The organism is Variovorax sp. 38R, assembly GCF_014843395.1.
GTDB lineage: Bacteria > Pseudomonadota > Gammaproteobacteria > Burkholderiales > Burkholderiaceae_C > Variovorax > Variovorax paradoxus_H.
In genome coordinates, this window is record NZ_CP062121.1 from 376589 (window position 1) to 398684 (window position 22096).

The following is a 22096-nucleotide window of genomic DNA, read 5'->3' on the forward strand; positions in this document are numbered from 1 at the left end:
ACGTGAGCACCGCAGGTTGCCCGCAGCGAAGCGGAGGGACGCAGACAGCAGGGTCGCCTTTCTTTTGCCTACGTTTCTTTGGCGAAGCAAAGAAAAGTAGGTCGCCCGCCGGGGCGAGACCCGGCCTCGGAAAGCAAACCCCAAAAGGCGTTCCCCCAGCAGGAGCAGGTCAATGACCGACAACGCCCCTCCACCCGAAGACGACCGCACCCGAGTCGTCTCACGCACTCCCACAACCGAAGCTGACACAGGCGGCGCCACCGTCATCACCGCCGGCGGCTTCACCACAGCCTCAGGCACCCCCGTCACCAGCCCAGCAACAGCAACCCACGACGCAGGCCTCCTCCCCGTAGGCAGCCGCCTCGCCGAATTCGAAGTCACCCGAGTAGTCGGCCAAGGCGGCTTCGGCGTCGTCTACGAAGCCTGGGACCACACCCTAGAACGCGTAGTAGCCATCAAGGAATACCTCCCAACCTCGCTATCCACAAGACAGCAAGACGGCACCGTAGTCCCCTTGTCAGAAAGACACCGAGAAACCTTCGACCTAGGCATGCGCAGCTTCATCAACGAAGCCCGCCTCCTCGCCCAGTTCGACCACCCGTCCCTCCTCAAGGTCTACCGCTTCTGGCAAGAAAAGGGCACCACCTACATGGTCATGCCCTTCTACAAGGGCGACACCTTGCGAGAGGCACTCGTAGCGATCCCCGCAGGCGTAGACGAAGCCTGGCTCACCCGCATCATGGACGGCGTCACCCAGGCCCTCGCCGTGATGCACAGCGCTAACTGCTACCACCGCGACATCGCCCCCGACAACATCATCCTGCTCGAAGGCTCCGGCCGCCCCGTGGTGCTCGACTTCGGCGCCGCGCGCCGCGTGATCACCGACAAGACCCAGGCGATCACCGTCATCCTCAAGCCCGGCTACGCGCCCATCGAGCAGTATGCCGAGATGCCGGACATGTCCCAGGGCGCATGGACCGACGTCTACGCGCTCGCCGCCGTGATGCACGTCGCCGTGTGCGGTCGTGCGCCGCCGCCGTCGGTGGCGCGGCTGCTGTCCGACAGCTACGTGCCGCTCGCGGGCAACGACATCCTGCGCCAGCGCTACAGCGATCGACTCCTCGCCGCGATCGATGCCGGCCTGGGTGTGCGGCCTGAAGCGCGGCCGCAGTCGATGGCCGAGCTGCGCGCGGCGCTGGGCCTCGAAGTCGGCCACAGCATCGCACCCACGCCGCGCACCGTGCCGCCGTCGGGTGCACGAAGCAGTCAGTCGGGTGCCGATGCACCCACCGTGATCGGCACGGCCCACATGCCGAAGCCCATCGCCGCGAAGGCATCTGTCTCTACGAGCAAGAGCGGCGGCAGCAACAAAGCCGTCCTCGGCGCAGTCGCCGCTGCCGTGCTGCTCGTCGCAGCAGGCGGCGGATGGTGGTTCCTCGGCCGCACAGGCGGCGAAGGCGATGCGGGCAAGACGGCGCAAACCGCCACACCCGCACCACCCCCCGACACCCCCACCCAGGTCGCCGAGGCCCCACCGCCGCCTCCACCCCCGCCGCCCCCGAAGCCACGCACCCCCGTCGAATCGCTGCAATCCCTGGCGACCGGCGCCGCCCCGGGCTTCGAGGTCACAGCCACGCCGAAGAAGGCCGAGGTCGCCATCGGCAAGGACAAGCTGGCCTTCGAGGTGCGCAGCAAGCGCGACGGTTTCGTCTACGTGTTCCTGCTGTCCAGCGGCGGCGAGATGTTCCTGCTGTTCCCGAACCTGCTCGACAAGTACAACAAGATCACCGCCAACGCCGCGCTCGCGCTGCCGCGCGCCTCCTGGCCGATGGACGCCGGCGGGCCGGCCGGCACCAACCAGTTCGCGGTGCTCGTGAGCGAGCACGAGCGCGACTTCGGCGCCTCCGGCGTGCAGAACGAAGGCGTGTTCCCGCAGTTCCCGCTGCCGGTGCTCGCGGCACTCGAAGCCACACGCGGCACCGGGCCCACGCCGTTGCTGGGCAAACCGGTGTGCGCGCCAGGCGCCACGCCGTGCAACGACGTCTATGGCGTCGCGAATTTCAAAATCGTCGAGAAGTAATCGTCTGTAGAGCGTCGGCCGCTTTCGGCCCCCTTTCCACGACCCGACCAGGAGACTTTCATGCACACGTCACCGTCGCCGCACTTCGCGCTTCCCCTCTGCCGGACGGCCGCCGTGGTCGCGCTGGCGCTGCTGGCCGCCTGCGCCAACACGCCGCCGTCCGCCACGGGCACGGCCGCCACGCCGACCGCCACGACCGACCCCGCGACTGCACCGGCCCGCCCCACCGGCGGCAGCGTGGCCGGACAGGCGCGCACCTTCTCGACTCAGCTCGCCACCTACACCTCGGTCGGCTTCGACGCCGTGCCGGGCTGGGCGCGCGACGACTTCTCGGAAAGCTGGCCGGCGTTTCTGGGCAGCTGCAAGGTGCTCAACGGCCGCGGCGTTGAATGGAAGGAGGTGTGCGACCGCGCGCTGAAGGTCGACGGCAAGAGCACGCAGGCCATTCGCGGCTTCTTCGAGAGCGAGTTCTCGGCGTACCAGATTCGCGACGACGACCGCAAGCCCGACGGCGTGGTCACCGGCTACTTCGAGCCCGAGATCGCGGGCAGCCGCACTTATGTCGCGCCGTTCATCTACCCGGTCTACGGCCAGCCCGAGGACATGCTGTTCGTCGATGCGCGCAAGCTCCCGGCCGGCAGCGCCACGGTGGCCGCGAAGGTCGAGGGCCGCAACGTGATCGTGCAGACCGGCCTGAACACGCGCGACATGGGCGCACCGGGCCTGTACGCGCTCGATCTTTCCGCCATCACCCGCGACACGCTCGACCGCAAGGTGCGCCTGCGCATCGACGGCAAGCGCCTGCTGCCGTACTACACGCGCGAAGAGATCGAGACCAAGGGCGCCCCCAACGCCAAGGTGCTGGCCTTCGTGAGCAGCGCCACCGCGCTGTACGAGATGCAGATCCAGGGCTCGGGCCGCATCAAGCTGCCCAGCGGCGAGATCGTGCGCGTGGCCTACGCCGAGCAGAACGGCCAGCCCTTCCGCCCGACCATCGCGCAGGCCGCCAACGGCAAGCCGCGCAGCGCGGTCAAGGTGCGCGGCGGCTCGCTCGAGCTGACGCTGGACGACGGCGACGACGAAGACACGGGCGCCATCGACAACAGCGTGATCCGCACGCGCGGCTTCACGCTGGCACGGCCCACGTCCAGCGGCGCGGTGGTGGTGCCAGGCCGTCGCACGGCCGGCGCGGTGGCCGGCTCCGGCATCAAGGACCCGAGCTACGTGTTCTTCAAGGAATCGACCTCGCCCGCGGGCGGGCCGGTGGGTGCCTTCGGCGTGCCGCTGTCGGCCGGCCGTTCGATCGCGGTCGATCCGCGCAGCACGCCGCTGGGCTACCCGGTGTTCGTGTCGACGCGCACGCCCGGCAGCGGCGCACCCATGCAACGCCTGACCATCGCGCAGGACACCGGCGGCGCCATCCGCGGCGCGGTGCGGGCCGACTACTTCTTCGGCAACGGCCAGCAGGCGGCCACCAACGCGCGCCGCATGAAGGAGCGCGGGCAGCTGTGGATTCTTCTGCCACGCGGCCTGGCCGTGGCGCAGGCCGCGGTCTCGGGTGCGATCCGCACGCGCGGTGGCCCGGCCGGCGCCAACCTGCCGCAATGCCTGGTTCCTTCCGAAGGCGTCTGCGTCGACGACTGACCCCGCTTTTCTCGACCCCCTTGGCCCTTCATGCAGGAAACCCTCTCGTCCGCGGAAAGCTCTGAACTCGTCCGCCTCTGGCGGCGACGGCAGACGCTGTCCTCGGAGGACATGGGCACCATGTACCGCATCGTGGGCGATGCGCTCGTGGCCTGCAATCCGCCCGAGCTGCAGGTGCTGGGCGAGGGACGGCAGGAGCTGGTGGCGCAGTTCATCTATGTGAAGGTGCTGCGGCTCGATGCCGACCCCGACGAGTCGGAAGAGCGCGCCGGCCACAGCGCACCTTCCACCGCCTTCGCGCTGTGCGCGTACTTCCGTCGCTACCTCATCGACTGCACGCGCGCCAGTTCGTTTCGCCGCAAGGTTTCCATCGGCGACCAGATCACCGAGGCCCAGCTCGAAGACGAACTCGGCCCGGGCGAAGACCTCGAGGGTTGCCTGGCCGAGCACGGCTTGAGCGCGCAGGCCGTGCAGCTGGCGGCGCGCGCCTTCATTGCCGGGCTGCCAGAGCCCGAGCGCATCCTGCTGTGCGAAGGCTTCGGACAGGAGGCCGAGGGCGGGTTGTCGGGAGTCGCCTCGCGCCACGCCATCGCCTCGTACCACTACCGCGCCGGCCGGCTGGGCCTCGTGCACAAGCGCGAAGGGCTGGGCGCCGGCTATGCGCAAACCCGCATCGGCAGCTGGATCGGCCAGACCCTGGGCATCGCCATCGAGGCCGACAACATGGCGGCGATCCTGCAGGTTTTCAAAATCCTCGGGGCTGAAGCGTCTTATGTCTGAAGACATAGCCATTCAGGAACAGACGCCATGACCACCGACCTCTGGCCCCCGCTCAGCGTGATCCGCCATGCGTTCGAAACCGGCGCGCCGCCCGGCGATGCCCCACCGGGCGTTGCCACCGTCGCGATGCCGCACAGCAGCAGCGCGAGCGCGGGCACGCCCGTCGTGTCGGACCTGCTGCTGCCCTTGACCGAATTGGCCCGGCGCCGCGAGGCTGTCGCCCGGCGCGCCTTCACTGCGCGCTGGGCGCCGGGCCGCCTCGTGAGCGTGGTGCACGACGGGCGCCTGCTCGGCGTGCTGCTCGACCGCTGCATCCACGGCGATCTCTGGCAGGGCTGGATGGCCGCCGGCGAGCCCGACTGGGCCTCCGACTTCGACGTGCTGCTCGAGCCCGACGACGAGCCCTTCGAGCCGATGTTCGGCGTGATCCAGGCCTGGAACGTGCTCACGCTCGAACCCAGCCCGCAGCTGGCCGCGCGCGTGCTCGGCGAGGTGTCGGCCACGCGGCTCGCCGCGATCCGCGCGGTGCACGACGAATGGGCCGCGCACGCGGCGTCCGCCATCGCACCGGAGCCGGGGCGCATTGCGTTGCGCGCCGTGGGCGGTGCGTTCTCGGTGCTCTCGGGCACGCCGCTCGGGCCGCGAGACCCGCGCACCGATTACCAGGCGCTGTACCGCGACGCCGGCCTGCAGTTCGGCCGCGCGCTGGCCCAGCCGCAGGACGAAACCCCCGCCGCACCGACGCCATCGCCCGCCCGGCCGCTGCCACGGCCCGAAGACGGCTGGTGGGGCAGCATCCGCCGCTGGTTCGGCGCCGAAGGCTGGGCGCGTCCGGCGTTTGCGGCGGTGGCGTTGTTTGCGGTGATCCAGAACGTGGGGCTCATCGGCGGGCGCAGCACCACCGAAGACGACGACGTGCGCTTTCGCTCGGTGCCTGTGGCACCGGTCGCGGCGCAGGCGAACCTGGTCGTGCGCTGGAAAGACGGCGTGCGCATCGAAGAGGCCGATCGCCTGCTGCGCACGATGTCGGCGGAAGTGGTCGGTGGGCCGGGGCCGAACGGCGTCTGGCGGTTGCGTGTGGCCGATCCGGTCGGTGCTTTGTCGGTGCTTGCGGCATCTCCATTGGTCGCGTCGGCCGGGCCGGCTTCGGAACAACGATGACACGCGTCGCACGGCTCCCGTCTTTCTCCCTCCCCTTCCGGGGGAGGGCAGGGGTGGGGGCAAGCGGCGCATCCATCGGGCGCTCTGCCCGCCCCCATCCCAGCCTTCCCCCAGCGGGGGAAGGGGCGATGCGGGTGCTCGGTTTGCAGGTGCTTTTGATGCTGACGCTCCTCATCGCCAGCAGCACCGCCTTCGCCACCCAGCGCGCCCTGCTCGTCGGCGTCTCCGAACTCGTCAACCAGCCGCAGGCCCTGTGGCTGCAGGCGCCGCGCAACGACGTGATGCTCATGCGCGATGCCTTGCTGAAACAGGGCTTCACCGCGCCCGACATCGCCGTGCTCGCCGATGGCGTGCCCGGCGCCGCGCTGCCCGAATCGCAGGCCATCCACGAGGCCCTGGCGCGGCTGCTCGCGCAGTCGGCCAGCGGCGACTTCGTGTTGCTGTATTTCTCCGGACACGGCACGCGCCTGCGCGACGTGGCCAAGCGCTACCAGGAGCCCGACGGTCTGTCCGAGAACTTCCTCGCGCGCGATGTGCGCGGCACGCTCGGCACCGACGCGGCACTCAGCGGTGACCTGCGCGACGTCGACTTCGACGCCTGGATCCAGGCCTTCCTGGCGAAGAACGTGTTCGTCGCCTCGGTGTTCGACACCTGCTCCGCCAACTCCATGACACGCGGCACGGGCGATGCGCCCGCGACCGCCGAAGGGCCGGCCGACGACGAGGTGCGATGGCGCGGCCTGCGCACGACGCAGCTCACGGGCGGTGGGCCATCCGCACGGTCCCTGTCTCCGCCGGCTGCGACCGATGCCGTGCCGCGCGCCCGCTACGTGGCCCTGTTCGCGTCCGAGAGCCACCAGATCACGCCCGAGCTGCGCCTGCCGCGCAAGGCGCGCAGCGCCCGGCCGCAGGGCTTGCTGACCTGGGCCGTGGTCGAGTCATTGGCGCGCAAGCCCGCCACCTGGCGTGACCTGTTCGACGGCGTGCTTGCGCTGTACCCGCCGGTCATCGACGAGCTCGCGCAGCGCTTTCCCACGCGCGAGCTGCCGTCGCCCGTGGCCGAGGGCAACCTCGATGCGCCGCTGTTTGCCAACAGCGGCGCGCCCGCGTCCACGCGCCCCGTGTGGAGCGCGCAGCGCAGCGGCGACAGCCTGGCCGTCAAGGCCGGCCTGCTCGACGGCCTGGCGGCGCAGCAGGAGGTGCGCGTGCTCGCGACCCTCGACGACGGCACAGTGCGCCGCGCACCGGCCGCCATCGCGCAGATCAAGCTCGGCGGCGCCTGGCTCGCCGTGCCCGCGGCGTTGAAAGACCTGCCGGGCAGCGCGTTCTGGAGCGTCACGCCGGTCACCGAGCCGGCCGCGACGGCGCTGCGCGTGCGCGCCGACAAGCCGCTGCCCCCCGGCCTGAGCCTCGACTACCCGGCTGCGATCCGCCTGGCCGACGACCCCGCGAGCGCCGACGTGCGCTGGACCGACCTCGGCCCCGCAGGCCATCGCCTCGAAGCGCTCGCGCCCGTGTTCGGCACCGCCGCTTCGGCTGTCGTGGTGCCCGACGTGGCCGCGCTGCGCCGCCGCCTCCAGGCCCTGGCGCAGCTCAAGTGGCTGGCCCAGTTGCAGGCCCATGCGAAGGGCGGCCAGCTCGACGGTTTCGATGCGGCGCTCGAAGTCTGGAGCGCCGACCGGTTGCTGCGCAGCGTGCCGGTCGCCGAGGCCGCGAGCGTGCTGCCTGCATTGCGTACAGGGGAGCGCGTGCGCCTGAACGTGCGCAACACCAGCGGCCGTTCGCTCGACCTCGTCATCACCGGCATCGACGCGCGTGGCGCGCTGCAGGCGGTGTACCCCGACGGGGCCGGCGAAACCAACCGCTTCAAGCGCGGCACGCCCGAGCAGCCGGCGGTCAAGCGTTTCGATCTGCCCTGGCTCGACACGGCCGGCGAGGCGCGCCTGCTTGTCATGGCGGTGCCGGCCGCGCCCCACAGCGCGCCGCGCCTGTTCGGCGTGGCCACCGCGGCGCAGGCCGACGTGTCGGAAGTGCGCGTGCGCGGCGGCCAGCCACCGGCCGCCAGCGGCGAGCGCCAGGTGTTCGCGGCCTTGCTGCGCAGGAGCGGCAGCAGCGCTGCCACGGCAGACGGTGGGGCGCGGCCATGAGGCGGGCGCGCGTGGTGCCGGTTCAGTTGTTTTCTTTGTCCGAATCCGGAGGTTGATATGGCATTTCTCGAAGACGGCTCCTGGAGCCCCGAAGACGCACGGCAGTTCTACGAACTGATCGGCACCGGCTCGGCCGAGACCGACCTGGTCATGATGATCGAGAGCAAGGGCTCGCCCGTCGAGGGCGAACTCGAACGCGTCTTCGACGACGGCAAGGCGCGCCTGAACATCGGCGGCTACTACTGGTCGGTGCAGGTGCCCGAGTCTTCCGCACAGAACCAGGTCGTGCCCAACAACCTGGTCGTCGCACGCCGCAGCGATGCGGCCACGGCCACGCTCGCCAGCCTGCTGCGCGCGCAGGAGAAAGACCTGAAGGTCGTCATCAGCGCCTACAAGGCCGGCGGCGATCCGCAATCGCCCGAGGCGCAGTCGACCTTCGAGATGTCGCTGGAAAACGCGCGCATCTGCCGGCTGGTGCTCAACTCCGGCGGCCACTGGGGCGTGCCCTCGGAGCTGGTCTCCATCAGCTACCGCACGGTGAAGATCAAGTCGGCCCCGCAGAAGACCAGCGGCGCGCGCGGCGCGGTGCGCGAATGCCAGTTCACCCGGACATGAGTCTGAACGCCTCCAGGAGCACTACGCCATGACGACGACCGCCGCAGACTTCCTCAAGGCCGCCGACCCGGCCGCCGCGCTCAAGGCCCTGAGCGACGATGTGCGCGCCAAGCCCTCCGACGCCAAGCACCGCGTCTTCATGGCGCAACTGCTGTGCGTGCTCGGGCAGTGGGAGCGCGCGCTCAACCAGCTCACCGTCGCGGCCGAGCTCGACGCGCTCGCCGTTCCCATGAAGCAGGTGTACGGCGAGGCCGTGCGCTGCGAAGGCCTGCGCGCCGACGTGTTCGCCGGCACGCGCACGCCGATGATCTTCGGCCAGCCCGATGAATGGCTGGCACTGCTCATCGAATCGCTGCTGCGGCAAGGCCGCGGCGAGAGCGGGCTGGCCGAAGACCTGCGCCAGCGTGCCTTCGACGGCGCGCCCGCCATTGCCGGCACCATCGACGGCGTGCCCTTCGAATGGCTGGCCGACGCCGACATGCGCCTGGGCCCGGTGCTCGAGGCCTTCGTCAACGGCAAGTACTACTGGATTCCCTACGCGCGGCTTGCGCACATCAAGATCGAGCCGCCCGAAGACCTGCGCGACTGCGTCTGGATGCCCGCGCACCTGCAGTTCGAGAACGGCGGCGAAACGCTGGCGCTCATTCCCACGCGCTACGAAGGCACCGAGGCGCAGGACGACGGCGAGTTGCGCCTGGCGCGCAAGACCGAGTGGCGCGAGCTGCGCCCCGAGGTCTGGGCCGGCTACGGCCAGCGCGTGCTCGGCAGCGACGCCGGCGAGTACGCGCTGATGGACGTGCGCGAAATCCTCTTCACGCCCGCCGCCGCCGACACGGCCGAGGGCGGCGAAGAAAGCAGCGGCAGTGCCTGAGCTCACTGCGCAAGAGCGGTTGCAGCCTTCGCTGCTCGACCGCCTCGTCGACCACGCGCCCGACGAAAAACGCGAGGGCGACGACAAGCGCACGCTCACCAAGCAGGCGCTGCGCCAGGCCGTGCTGCGCGACCTCGGCTGGCTCTTCAATGCCACGGGGCACGGCCTTTCGATGGACGACAAGCAGCACCCGAACGCCGCGCGCTCCGTCATCAATTACGGATTGCCTATGCTGTCTGGCCAGTTCACCTCGTCGGTGCAGCGTGTCAGCATGGAACAGGCTTTGAAGAACGCAATCCTGCAGTTCGAGCCGCGCATTTTGTCCCGCACACTCGAAGTCGAACTCGTCATGGAAGGCCCGGCCCTGGAGTCCCACAACAGCATCGGCCTGCAGATCCGCGGCATGCTGTGGGCGCAGCCCGTGCCGCTCGAGTTCCTCATGCGAAGCCGCGTCGATCTTGAGGAAGGCCGCATAGAGATCGTGGACATGGCGCAAAACCCAAGGTAAGTCCACATGGACCCTCGGCTGCTGAGCCTGTACGAGCAGGAACTGCGCTACTTCCGCGAAAGCGCCGCCGAGTTCGCGCGCGCTTTTCCGAAGATCGCGCACCGCCTGGGCATCGAAGGCCAGGAAGTCGCCGACCCGTATGTGGAGCGGCTGATCGAGGCCACGGCCTTTCTCTCGGCGCGCGTGGGCCTGAAGCTCGACGCCGAATACCCGCGCTTCACGGGCCACCTGCTCGACATCGTCTACCCGCACTTCCTGGCGCCCACGCCGGCCATGACGGTGGTGTCGTTCGTGCCCGACCCGGAAGACGCCAACCTCGCGGCCGGCCCCACGCTGCCGCGCGGCGCCGGCCTGCGCGCGCGCCAGGCCGTGGGGCAGAACACGCACTGCGAGTTCCGCACCGCCGCCGCGCTGCGCATCTGGCCGGTCGAGGTGCAGCGCGCCCAGTACTTCACCTACGCGCCCGACCTGCCGCTGAACACGCATCCGCAGTCGCGCGCCATCCGCGGCGGCCTGCGCATCGCGTTGCGCGCCACGGCGGGGCTGGACTTCAGCCAGATCGCGCTCGACGACCTGGTGCTGCACTTCGGCGGCGCGGAAGACGTGGCCTGGCAGCTGCATGAATGCGCGCTGGGCCAGCCCATCGGCGTGTGGGTGCGACCCCTCACGGCCAGTGGTGCCTTGCAGGGCACGGCCCGCAGCCTGCCGGGCAGTGCCATTGGCGCGGTCGGCTTCGAGGACGACGAGGCCCTGCTGCCGGTCACGGCCACGGGCTTCTCGGGCTTCCGGCTGCTGCAGGAGTACTTCGCGTTTCCGCAGCGTTTCCAGTTCGTGCGCATCGGCGGGCTGCAGGCGCTGCTCGCGACGATGCCGGTGACCGACATCGAGATCGTGCTGCTGTTCTCGCGCGGCGATGCGGCGCTCGAGAAGCTGGTGAGCGCCGACAACGTGCAGCTGCACTGCGTGCCCGCCGTCAACCTGTTCACCAAGCGGCTCGACCGCGTGCCCGTGACCGAAGGCGTGAGCCAGTTCCACCTCGTGCCCGACCGCACGCGGCCGCAGGACTTCGAGGTGCACACCGTCACCGAGGTCATCGGCCACGGCGCGCCCGGTGCCGACGCCGCGGTGGCCGAGCAGCCGTTCCGGCCGTTCTACTCGGCCTTCCACGGCAGCCGCAACAGCCACCCGGCCTACTTCACGACCACGCGCGAGCCGCGCATGCTCTCGGTGCGCCAGCGCACCGAAGGCCACCGCAGCAGCCATATCGGCTCCGAGGTCTACATGCAGATCGTCGACCCGCAGCAGGCGCCGTATGCCGCCACGCTGCGCCAGCTCGCCGTGACCGCGCTGTGCACCAACCGCGACCTGCCGCTGTTGATGCCGCTGGGCCGCGAGAACGACTTCGACTGCGTCGACTCCTTTCCCGTGCAGCGCGTGCGCATGGTGCGCGGGCCGTCGCGGCCGGTGTCGCCGGTGGTGAGCCAGGGGCTGGGCTGGCGCGTGGTGGACCATCTGGCGCTCAACTACCTGTCGCTGTCCGACAGCACGCCGGAGCAGGGCGCCGCCGCGCTGCGCGAGACGCTCATGCTCTACGCCGTGCATGCCGACGAGATGCGCCAGGGCCAGGTGCGCGGCCTGCTGTCGGTGAAGAGCAAGTCCGTCGCGCGGCGCCTGCCGCTCGCCGGACCGATCGCTTTCGGGCGCGGGCTCGAAGTGACGCTCGAGGTCGACAAGGACGCCTTCCACGGCCACAGCGCCTTCCTGTTCGGCGCCGTGCTCGCGCAGTTTCTCGCGCGCCATGTCGAGGTGAACCACTTTGTCGAGACCGTGCTGCGCGTCGCGGGCAAGGGCGAAGCCATGCGCTGGAGGCCGCTGTGCGGGACACGACAGATTCTGTGAGCACCCGCGTCGACCACGCGCTGCGCGGGTGGTCGGCGCAGCCGTGGGACTTCGATTACTTCGCCGTGATGCGCCGCCTCGAATCCGTCGCGAAGACCACGCCGCGCTGGGGCCGCGCCTTGCTGCCCAGCGCCGAACCGGTGCGCGTGGGGCAGGAGCCGTCGCTCTCGTTCGCGCCCGCCAGCTTCAGCCGCTTCGAGCCGGCCACCGCCTATTCGCCGCCGCGCCTGCGTCAGCACTTCTTCGGCTACATCGGCCCCAACGGCCCGCTGCCGGTGCACCTGAGCGACTTCATCCGCGAGCGCAGCCTGAACCACGGCGACCCGACCTGGCTGGCTTTTCTCGACACCTTCTCGCACCGCTTCTCGCTGCACTTCTACCGCGCGTGGGCGCAGTCGCGACCGGCCGTGGCGCTCGACCGGCCCGGCGAAGACCGCTTTCGCCTGCAGGTCGGCGCGCTGATCGGCATCGGCACGCCGGGGCGCATCGACCGCGACGAGATTCATGACGACGCGCGCCTGCATTTTTCGGGCTGGCTCGCACGCCGCGTGCACAACGCGGAAAGCGTCGAGTCGGTGCTGTGCAGTTACTTCGGCGTGCCGGTGAAGCTGGAACGCTGGGTCGGCCACTGGATGCGCCTGCCGACGGACGACCTCACGCGGCTGGGGCAGGGCGAGAGCTCGCGCTCGATGGGCATGGGCGCGATGCTCGGAACGCGCGCGTGGGACCGCCAGCACCGCGTGCGGCTGCGCCTGGGGCCGCTCACGGTCGAGCAGTACCGCATGTTCTTGCCCATCGGCGACGCGCAGCCCGTGCTGCAACGCTGGATGCAGCAGCTGCTCGGCGACACCCTCGAATGGGACGCCGAGCTGGTGCTCGAAAAAGCACAGGTGCCGTCCACGCGCCTGGGCCAGGCCCGGGGCAACGGCCCGCGCCTGGGCTGGGTCTCGTGGCTCGGCGAACGCCCGCGCACGCGCGATGCGGCGGACGTGCGCATTGCCAGTCAGCCGTCGAGGGCGCGGTCGTCGCAGCCCGCCTCCTTTCAATAAACCCCTCTTCATTCGTTCAGAAGAGATACGGAGTCCTCCATGAGTGAAATCAGCCGCACCGCCCTCTTCGGCAAACTCAACTCGCTGGCCTACAAGGCCATCGAGGGCGCCACCGTCTTCTGCAAGATGCGGGGCAATCCGTACGTGGAACTGGAGCACTGGTTCGCCCAGCTGCTGCAGGCGCAGGACTCCGACCTGCACCGCGTGATTCAGCACTACGGGCTCGATGTGTCGGTGATCGCCAAAGACATGACGGCCGCGCTCGACCGCCTGCCGCGCGGCGCCACCGCCATCAGCGATTTTTCGCCGCACATCGAGAACGCCATCGAGCGCGCGTGGACTTACGCGACGCTGCAGTTCGGCGAGGCGCAGGTGCGCACCGGCTACATCGTGGTCGCCATGCTGAAAACGCAAAGCCTGCGCAACCCGCTGTTCAATCTCTCGAAGCAGTTCGAGAAGATCAAGGTCGAAGACCTCGCCGACAACTTCCCGAAGATTTGCGACGCCTCGCCCGAAGCGCAGATGCGCGCCCAGGACGGCACCGGCATGGGCAGCGGCACACCCGGCGAAGACTCGGGCGCCATGGCGCCGGCCGCCATGGGCAAGGGCGACGCCCTCAAGAAATTTGCTGTCGACCTCACGGAGAAAGCCAAAAAGGGAGAGATGGATCCGGTGACCGGGCGGGACGAGGAAATCCGCCAGATCGTCGACATCCTCATGCGCCGCCGCCAGAACAACCCGCTGCTCACGGGCGAGGCGGGTGTCGGCAAGACGGCGGTGGTGGAAGGCTTCGCGCAGCGCCTGGCGCGCGGCGACGTGCCGCCGCAGTTGAAAGACGTGAAGCTGCTCACGCTCGACATCGGCCTCTTGCAAGCGGGTGCGAGCATGAAGGGCGAGTTCGAGCAGCGCCTGCGCCAGGTGATCGACGAGGTGCAGAGCTCGCCGACGCCCATCATCTTGTTCATCGACGAGATCCACACGCTCGTGGGTGCGGGCGGCGCGGCCGGCACTGGCGATGCGGCCAACCTGCTCAAGCCCGCGCTCGCACGCGGCAACCTGCGCACCATCGGCGCCACCACCTGGGCCGAGTACAAGAAGTACATCGAGAAAGACCCGGCGCTCACACGGCGCTTCCAGGTCGTGCAGGTGCCCGAGCCCGACGAGACCAAGGCGATCTTGATGCTGCGCGGCGTGGCCAGCGTGCTCGAGAAGCACCACCGCGTGCAGCTGCTCGACGAGGCCATCGAGGCGGCCGTGAAGCTGTCGCACCGCTACATTCCCGCGCGCCAGCTGCCCGACAAGGCCGTGAGCCTGCTGGACACCGCCTGCGCGCGCGTGGCCGTGTCGCAGCACGCGACGCCGCCTGAAGTCGAAGACTGCATGCGCCGCATCGAAGGGCTCACGGTCGAGCAGGAGATCATCGGCCGCGAGGCCACCATCGGCATCGACGTGACCAAGCGCTCGGCGCAGGTGGAAGCGCTGCTGGTCGAATCGAAGCTGCAGCTCGAAGGGCTGAATGCGCGCTGGCAGGAAGAGAAAGGGCTGGTCGATCGGCTGCTCGAACTGCGCAGCAAGCTGCGCGCGGGCAACAAGCCGGTCGATGCGCCCGCGAACGGCGAAGCCGCGGCAGAGCCCGCCGAGGCCGGTCCCGACCGCGCCACGCTGCTCGCCGAGCTGCATGAACTGCAAGCCAAGATCCATGCGGTGCAGGGCGAGTCGCCGCTCATCCTGCCCTCGGTCGACGAGCAGGCAGTGGCCTCGGTCGTCGCCGACTGGACCGGCATTCCCGTCGGCCGCATGGTCAAGAACGAAGTCGAAGCGGTGCTCAAGCTCGCCGACACGCTGAACCAGCGCGTCATCGGCCAGAAGCACGGCCTCGAGATGATCGCGCGCCGCATCCAGACCTCGCGCGCGCGGCTCGACAACCCGCAAAAACCCATCGGCGTCTTCATGCTCTGCGGCACCTCGGGCGTGGGCAAGACCGAGACCGCATTGGCGCTGGCCGAGGCGCTCTACGGCGGTGAGCAGAACATCATCACCATCAACATGAGCGAGTTCCAGGAGGCGCACACCGTCTCCACGCTCAAGGGCGCGCCGCCCGGCTACGTGGGTTATGGCGAGGGCGGCATCCTGACCGAGGCCGTGCGCCGCCGGCCCTACAGCGTGGTGCTGCTCGACGAAGTCGAGAAGGCCCACCCCGACGTGCACGAGATCTTCTTCCAGGTCTTCGACAAGGGCTGGATGGAAGACGGCGAGGGCCGCATGATCGATTTCAAGAACACGATCATCCTGCTCACCACCAACGCCGGCAGCGAGCTCGTGATGAGCATGTGCCGCGACCCCGAGCTGCTGCCCGATTCGAATGCACTGGCCGATGCGCTGAAGGCGCCGCTCATGAAGGTGTTCCCGCCCGCGCTGCTGGGCCGCATCGTCACCATTCCCTACTACCCGCTGTCGCCCGACATGATGAAGAAGATCGTGCGGCTGCAGCTGGGCCGCATCAAGAAGCGCGTGGAGACCAACCACGGCGTGCCCTTCGAATACACCGAGGCGGTGATCGAGCAGGTGGTCGCGCGCTGCCAGGACCCCGAGTCGGGCGGGCGCGTGATCGACGCGATCCTCACCAACACCGTGCTGCCCACCATTTCGGTCGAGTACCTGCAACGCCTGGCCTCCGGCGGCGAGATCCGCCGTGTCGCGCTCGACGTGAAGGACGCCGACTTCACTTACGCGTTCGACTGACCCCCGCGCAGCGAGACGCTCCACTTCCGAGAGACCCAAGATGGCCGACCACGAGTTCCGCATCGAGAGCGATTCGCCCGCCAAGGACGACCTGATGTTCTGGCGCATCGTCGGGCACGAGGCGCTGGCACGCCCCGCGGCCTACGAGCTCACCGTGCTGTCGAAGAACAAGGACCTCGCCGCCAAGGACATCCTGGGCCACGCCTTCGACGTCGTCATCGCGTTCCAGGACGCCGACGGCGGCGCGCACGAGCGCCATTGCCAGGGCCATGCCGTGCGCTTCGTGCGCGCGGGCCACATGGGGCGGCACTACGAGTACCGCATCACGCTGCGCTCGTGGTTCTGGCTGCTGACCAAGCGCGCCAACTCGCGCATCCACCAGGAAAAGAAGGTGCTCGAAGTGCTCGACGCGGTGTTCGAGGACAGCCCGATCAAGCGCTTCAAGAAGACCAAGGCGACCAACGTCATCGGCACGCACAACCCGCGCCGCTACTGCGTGCAGCACCAGGAGAGCGACTACCAGTTCCTGTCGCGCCTGCTGGAAGACGAGGGCATCTACTACTGGTTCGACGCGCACGACGCGCCCGGCACCATGCACCTGTCGGACGCCAGCGACATGGCGCACGACAAACTGCCCGCCACCGACACGCTGCGCCACATGGCGGTCAATGCGGCCGAGCCGCGCTTCAACGAAATTTCGCGCTGGGTCAGTGCGCGGCAGTTCGACACCGGCAAGCATGCGTCGCGCGACAGCGACTTCAAGGCCATCAAGAAGAAGCTGGGCGCCGACATCGACAGTTCCGACGAGCACGAACTCGCGGAGTTCGAGATGTTCGAGTTTCCCGGCGGCTACTTCACCGGCGGCGACGCCGAGACGCGCGCCAAGCTGCGCGGCGACGAACTTAACGCGCGCCGCGACCGCCACTGGGCGCTCACACCGTGGCCCGACGTCGCGGCCGGACGCAGCTTCAAGTACGAGGACGACCCCGACGGCACGCGCAACGGCGAGTACGTGATCGCCGCCTGCACCTTCATCGCCAGCCACCGCGGCTACGAAGGCGTGAGCGCCAGCGCGGCGGCGCAGCCCGTGCAGCGCGCGCTGGCCGACGTGCTGCGGGACGACGCCGTGAACGCCGACACCCTGCCGGTGCTGGAAGAGCTGATCGCCGCCACGCCCGCGCTGGCCGCCGCGCAGACCGGCAGCAGCATCTTCCTGCTCACCGTGATGCCGGTCGACCGCCCGTTCCGTGCGCCGCGCCTCACGCCGCGCGTGACCATGCCCGGCCCGCAGACCGCGATCGTGGTCGGCCCCAAGGGCGACGAGCTGCACGTGGACGACCACGGCCGCGTGAAGGTGCACTTTCACTGGGACCGCTACGACGAGAGCAACGAGAAGTCGACCTGCTGGGTGCGCGTGTCGCAACCCTGGGGCGGCAAGGGCTGGGGCGGCTACTTCGCGCCGCGCATCGGCCAGGAGGTGATCGTCGACTTTCTCAACGGCGACCCCGACCGCCCGGTGATCGTGGGCCGCGTCTACAACGACGACCAGCCCATTCCGTACAAGTCGCCCACGCAGAGCGGCTTCCGGACCCGGTCCACGCCGGGCGGCGGCGTGAACAACTACAACGAGATCATGTTCGAGGACAAGAAGGGCGAGGAGAACATCAACATCCACGCCGAGAAGAACATGAGCCGCAGCGTGGAGCTGGACGACTCCACCACGGTGGACCGCGACCAGACCGTGACCGTGAAGCGCGACCAGACCTCCACGGTCGTGCGGGACCGCAAGACGACGGTGGAGAACAACGACACCACGATCATCCAGAAGTTCCAGAAGCTCACGGTCGGCAAGAACCAGGACAACCATGTGGTGGGCTACCAGACCACGAATGTCGACATCGACCATGCGTTGCTGGTGAAGGGCCATCACAAGATCCAGTCCGACGGCAACCGCACCGACATCACGGGCGGCAACGAGACGCGCACGGTCACGGGCACGCAGACCGTCACGGTGCAGGGCGGAGTGAAGTACAAGGCCCCGACCATGGTCTTCGAAGCGGGGCACATGGAGTTCAAGGTGACCGGCGGCAACTCGATGAAGATCGATGCCAATGCCGCACCGTATGCCGCGGCGTTCCAGAAGTACACGCTGGTGAGCAACACCGAGCTCAACATGGTGGCCATCGGCAACATCAACACCGTGTCGGTGGGCTCGAACACCACGGTGCTCGGCCCCAACACCAGCGGCTACATCGGCAACAACACCGACTTCAATCTCGGCGTCGCCCGCTCGACCTTCATGGGGCTGAGCATGGACAACGCGCTGGGCATCGCGATGTCGAACTTCCTCGGGTTGAAGGTCGACAACACCTTGGCCATCAGCATGGAATCGGTGGCCGGCCTCAAGATCGAGCGGGACGGCACCTCGGTGCGGCAGGCCCCGCTGCATTCGATCATGCCGGGCGCCGGGGCCGGGGCGGGCACCGCCGCGACGGGCGCCATGGCCACCGCCGGGACGGTGGGGGCAGTCGCGAGCCTTGCGTACGGTGCCGTTTCCATGATCAGCGGCGCGGCGTCCCTGGGTTCCCAGTACGCCGACGCGAGGAAGTTGATGAACGAAATTCTCTCGAGCAGCGACATCGACCGCATCCCCGGCATGCGCGGACGGCTGGAGCGCATGCGCAATCTGGTGAGCACCAACCTCAACGACGGCGCCCTCACGGTCGCGACGGTGGGCACCGGCGGCGCGGTGCTGGCACTGCTGGGCATGATCCCCGGCGTCGACGCCGTGGGCAGCGAACGCGGCGCCGGCGAGCTGCTCGGCCGCGATGACGCCGGCAACCCCACCCATCCCAACGGCTGATCGGGAAGAAGGCCAGCGCGCGAACCATCATGCAAGTCGTCAAACCCCAGGCTGTCTGCCTGAGCACCCGGCCGATCGAGTACCGCAAGCGCTTCGGCCTGTGCGTGACGGCCATGCTGCACGTGCCGTTCGAGCAAGCCGAGGGCGGCACGCTGTGGGGCGAGCAGTCGGCCTGGAACTTCATCGGACGCGAGATGGCGGTGCCGCTGGTCGACGAGGGCGTGGCCAAGCTCACGCCCGAGTTCCTCGTGCACGGCCAGGCCTTTCCTCCCGCTGAAAGCCCGAGCGCCTGCGCGGTGCGCGCGCGGCTGGGCAGCCGCAGCAAGACCCTGCTCGTCTTCGGCGATCGCCACTGGGAGGGCACGAAGGCCAGCGCGCCGCTGCCGTTCGACGCCATGCCCATCGACGCCGCGCATGCCTACGGGGGCCCCGCGGTGCCGGCCAACCCCGAGGGCATCGGCGCCGCGCCCGAGGGCGGGCGCCACCGGTTGCCCCACATCGAGCGGCCCGACCAGCCCTTGCGCGATCCGGCACAGCCTGTGGCGCCCGCCGGCTTCGGCCTGCGGGGGCCGATGCATCCGGAGCGCGCGCGTTTTCGCGGCACCTACGACGCGGACTACCTCAAGGCGCACGCGCCGGGCTTTGCGCCCGACCTGGACTGGCGCTACTTCAATCTCGCTCCCGAGGATCAATGGTTCGACGCCCCGCTGCGCGGCGACGAGCCTTACCAGTTCGATCACATGCATCCGCAGAAGCCGCGGCTCGAAGGGCGGCTGCCCGGCCTGCGCGCGCGCGTGTTCGCCGACTACCGCGCCGTCGGCACCGCCGAGCCGCGCCTGCGCGAAGTGCCGCTGCGCCTGACGACGGTCTGGTTCTTTCCGCATGCCGAACGGGCGCTGCTGCTGTTCCAGGGGCTGGCCGAGGTGGCCACCGACGACGGCTCCGACGTGCACGGACTGCTCGGCGCCGTCGAACGTGTCGATGCGTCGCGGCCCGACGCCCACTACCTCGATGCGCTGGCGCGACGCGCCGATCCGCGATGGGGCGGGGTCGAATGCCTGGACGACAGCGACCTGCTGCCCGAGGGCCTGGACGCGGTGGACCCCGAGGCCGAGCGGGCCGCCGAGGCCTTCGCGAGCCAGGGCCTGCAGGCGCAGGCGCAATACCGCCGCGCCGAGATCGATGTGGCCCTCGCACGGGAAGAGGTGCGCGCCAGCGGCCGCGACCCGGATGCGATGGGCATCGTCATGCCGCCGCGTGAAGAGCCCCCAGCGCCGGCGCAGCGCGTGGCCTATCTGAAGCAGAAGCTGCAGGAGGCCGAAGCGCAGAAGCTGGCGGCCGTCGACGATGCGCTCGACGCCCTCGAGCAGGCGGTGGCGGCGCGCAAGGCGAACCCGGCCATGAAGCCTATCGAGCATCGGGGGCCGCCGCTCTTCAATGCCGATGTGGCGCTGGCACAGCTCCAGGGTGCGAACGCCGGCGCGACCGGCACGTTCGACCTCGCGGCCGTGCATGGCCAGTTGCTGCAGCAGGAAGCGATGGAGCGGCTGGGCTATCTGCAGGGCGCGCACGCGCAGCAGCCCGCACCCGCGATGCAGGCGGCGCAGGCCCAGACGCTGAAGGACGGCATGAAGCAGGCGCTGGCCGGCGGGCTGCGGTTCTTCGGCGGCATGGACTTCACCGGCGCCGACTTCTCGGGGCTGGACCTGCGCGATGTCAATTTCGCCGGCGCGTGGCTCGAGAGCGTGGACTTCGGAAAAGCCAACGTGTCGGGCGCGAACTTCACGGCGGCGGTGCTGGCGCATGCGAACCTCGACGGCGCGATCGGCATCCGGGCCATCCTCCAGGGCGCCAACCTGGGTTGCACGCGCTGGCAGGGCGCGGTGTTCGACGAAGCCGATTTCAGCGCGACGCAGCTGTCGCACGCCAACCTGGGTGGCCTCTCGCTGCGACGCGCCAGGATGAAGGGCGCCATGCTGATCGGCACGCGCTGGGACGGCACCGATGCGCACGGGCTGCAGGCGCCCGAGCAGCTGTTCTACCGGCTGTCGCTGCCGGGCCTCTCGATCGCCGAGGCCGATCTCGCGGGCTGCCAGTTCGTCGAGTGCGACCTCACGGGGGCCGACTTCCGCGAGGCCCACCTGGCCCAGGCCAACCTGATCACCTGCAAGCTGACCGGCGCCCGCTTTGGCGGTGCACGCGGCACGGGCATGGTGTTCGCCCAGCACTGCGACCTGGCCGACGCGGATTTTTCCGGAGCCCGGATGCAGGGCGCCAACTTCGGCGCCGCGGACATGTCGCGCGCGCGGATGCTCGGCAGCGTGCTCGACGGCGCCAACCTGTGCGAGGCCCGGCTGCCCGACAGCGACTGGCGGCTGGCCTCGGCCAAGGGCGCGTTGCTGCGCCGGACCGTGCTGCGGGGCGCCAGGCTGGCGGGCGTGAACTTCAGCGAGGCGATCCTGCAGCACGCGGACCTGCGTGGCTGCGACTTGCGCAACAGCAACCTGTTCGCGGCCGACCTGTCGCGCGCACGGCTCGACGGCGACGTGCGCTTCGACGGGGCCCTGCTGCAGCGCGCGCGCACATGGCCGCGGCTCACGCCCGAGCAGCAGGCCGCGGGCGCATGAGGACGCCGCCGCCATGATGAACACCACCACGCTGACCCTGGCCGTGCTGCTCGGCGAGTCGATTGCCGGGCTCGACCTGTCGGGCGGTCATTTTTCGAATGCACAGCTGGCCGGCGGGCTGTTCGACCGGGTGAACTTCGCGAAAGCCGATCTGCGCGGGGCCGACCTGCGCGAGGTCGTGTTCAACCAATGCGACCTGCGCGGCGCGCTGCTGGGCGGGGCGCGGCTGCAGCGCGCCGTGTTCAACCAGTGCCTGATGGATCACATCGACCTGCACGGGGCTGGCCTGCACGCGGCCGTGTTGAGCGAGTGCCAGGCGCCGCATGCGAACCTGTCGGATGCCGACCTGAGCATGCTCGCCTGCACCAAGACCCGCCTCGATCACGCGATGTTGCGCGGTGCGCTGCTGGATGCCAGCGTGCTGACCGAGAGCAGCCTGGTCGACCTGGGGGCCGAATCGACGCGCTGGACGCATGTGACCGTGGCCGGCTGCGATCTGCGCCATGTGGCGTGGCGCGGTGCCCACCTGCTGCGCGTGGCGTTCTCCACCACGCAGCTGGCCGGCGTGTCGTTCGACGGCGTCGCGCTCGAGAGCTGCCAGTTCGCGGGCGCCGACCTGCGCGGTGCCCAGTTCAGCGGGGCGCCGCTGCGCCAGTGCAACTTCCAGGGCGCCACGCTCGACGAGGCGCGCTTCGACCGCATCGACGCGCCCCTGGCCCTGTTCTGCGAGGCCCAGGGAGCCGGCGTCGATTTCTCCAGTGCCGTGCTGACGCAGGCACTGTTCACCGGCGCCAAGCTGCCGCAGGCGAACTTCAGCGGCGCGCGCCTGCACCAGGCCCATTTCGCCGGCGCCGTGCTGGACCGGGCGCGCTTCAACGGGGCGGACCTCACGTACGCCGACCTGCGCCACGCGCACCTGCACCAGGCCGACCTGCGCGGTGCGACCCTCGCGCGAACCTGCCTGCACCGGGCCCTGACCGACGAGGCGCAGATCGAGGACCGCTCCCGCGCGATCGAAATCGATCCCGAGTTGGCCCAGGCCGAAGACTGGCGCCCCCTGCCGGCCTGAGGCGCCACCGGCCGATGCCCCTTCTTTCCATTGGAAGCCCT

14 protein-coding genes are annotated in these 22096 nt (G+C 69.6%); all 14 read left to right on the forward strand.

The window, feature by feature from the left end:
• The first annotated feature begins 172 nt into the window (after positions 1-172).
• On the forward strand, positions 173-2080 hold the full coding sequence (locus IG196_RS01630; RefSeq protein WP_192194717.1) for a serine/threonine-protein kinase: 1908 nt from the start codon (positions 173-175) through the stop codon (positions 2078-2080).
• A 60-nt stretch (positions 2081-2140) separates the two neighbouring features.
• Positions 2141-3724 carry a murein transglycosylase A gene (locus tag IG196_RS01635; protein ID WP_192194718.1) on the forward strand — a complete coding sequence of 528 codons (1584 nt, stop codon included), beginning with the start codon at positions 2141-2143 and terminating at the stop codon, positions 3722-3724.
• 120 nt (positions 3725-3844) lie between these two features.
• Positions 3845-4504, forward strand: coding sequence for a hypothetical protein (locus IG196_RS01640; protein ID WP_225616892.1), 660 nt, complete (start codon positions 3845-3847; stop codon positions 4502-4504).
• A gap of 27 nt (positions 4505-4531) precedes the next feature.
• Positions 4532-5665 carry a hypothetical protein gene (locus tag IG196_RS01645; protein WP_192194720.1) on the forward strand — a complete coding sequence of 378 codons (1134 nt, stop codon included), beginning with the start codon at positions 4532-4534 and terminating at the stop codon, positions 5663-5665.
• Positions 5666-5823: 158 nt separating this feature from the next.
• Positions 5824-7812: a caspase family protein gene (locus tag IG196_RS01650; protein ID WP_225616893.1), complete on the forward strand. Its 1989-nt coding sequence runs from the start codon at positions 5824-5826 to the stop codon at positions 7810-7812.
• A 57-nt stretch (positions 7813-7869) separates the two neighbouring features.
• Positions 7870-8427: a type VI secretion system tube protein Hcp gene (locus IG196_RS01655; protein WP_101488406.1), complete on the forward strand. Its 558-nt coding sequence runs from the start codon at positions 7870-7872 to the stop codon at positions 8425-8427.
• A 28-nt stretch (positions 8428-8455) separates the two neighbouring features.
• Positions 8456-9298 (forward strand): type VI secretion system accessory protein TagJ, encoded by an 843-nt coding sequence (locus IG196_RS01660; RefSeq protein ID WP_192194722.1) that lies wholly within the window; start codon positions 8456-8458, stop codon positions 9296-9298.
• Positions 9291-9806 carry a type VI secretion system baseplate subunit TssE gene (gene tssE / locus IG196_RS01665; RefSeq protein ID WP_153280903.1) on the forward strand — a complete coding sequence of 172 codons (516 nt, stop codon included), beginning with the start codon at positions 9291-9293 and terminating at the stop codon, positions 9804-9806. The genes IG196_RS01660 and tssE overlap by 8 nt, the downstream gene beginning before the upstream one ends.
• A gap of 6 nt (positions 9807-9812) precedes the next feature.
• Complete coding sequence (gene tssF, locus IG196_RS01670) at positions 9813-11705, forward strand: type VI secretion system baseplate subunit TssF (protein ID WP_192194723.1); 1893 nt, start codon at positions 9813-9815, stop codon at positions 11703-11705.
• Positions 11702-12754 carry a type VI secretion system baseplate subunit TssG gene (gene tssG / locus IG196_RS01675; RefSeq protein WP_225616894.1) on the forward strand — a complete coding sequence of 351 codons (1053 nt, stop codon included), beginning with the start codon at positions 11702-11704 and terminating at the stop codon, positions 12752-12754. The genes tssF and tssG overlap by 4 nt, the downstream gene beginning before the upstream one ends.
• 39 nt (positions 12755-12793) lie before the next feature.
• The gene (gene tssH, locus IG196_RS01680) at positions 12794-15496 is read left to right on the forward strand and encodes a type VI secretion system ATPase TssH (RefSeq protein WP_192194724.1); all 2703 of its coding nucleotides are present in this window, start codon (positions 12794-12796) and stop codon (positions 15494-15496) included.
• Between the two features lie 40 nt (positions 15497-15536).
• Positions 15537-18359 (forward strand): type VI secretion system Vgr family protein, encoded by a 2823-nt coding sequence (locus IG196_RS01685; protein ID WP_192194725.1) that lies wholly within the window; start codon positions 15537-15539, stop codon positions 18357-18359.
• Positions 18360-18388: 29 nt separating this feature from the next.
• Positions 18389-20986 carry a DUF2169 domain-containing protein gene (locus tag IG196_RS01690; protein ID WP_192194726.1) on the forward strand — a complete coding sequence of 866 codons (2598 nt, stop codon included), beginning with the start codon at positions 18389-18391 and terminating at the stop codon, positions 20984-20986.
• 13 nt (positions 20987-20999) lie between these two features.
• Positions 21000-22055 carry a pentapeptide repeat-containing protein gene (locus tag IG196_RS01695; RefSeq protein WP_225616895.1) on the forward strand — a complete coding sequence of 352 codons (1056 nt, stop codon included), beginning with the start codon at positions 21000-21002 and terminating at the stop codon, positions 22053-22055.
• Positions 22056-22096: the final 41 nt, after the last annotated feature.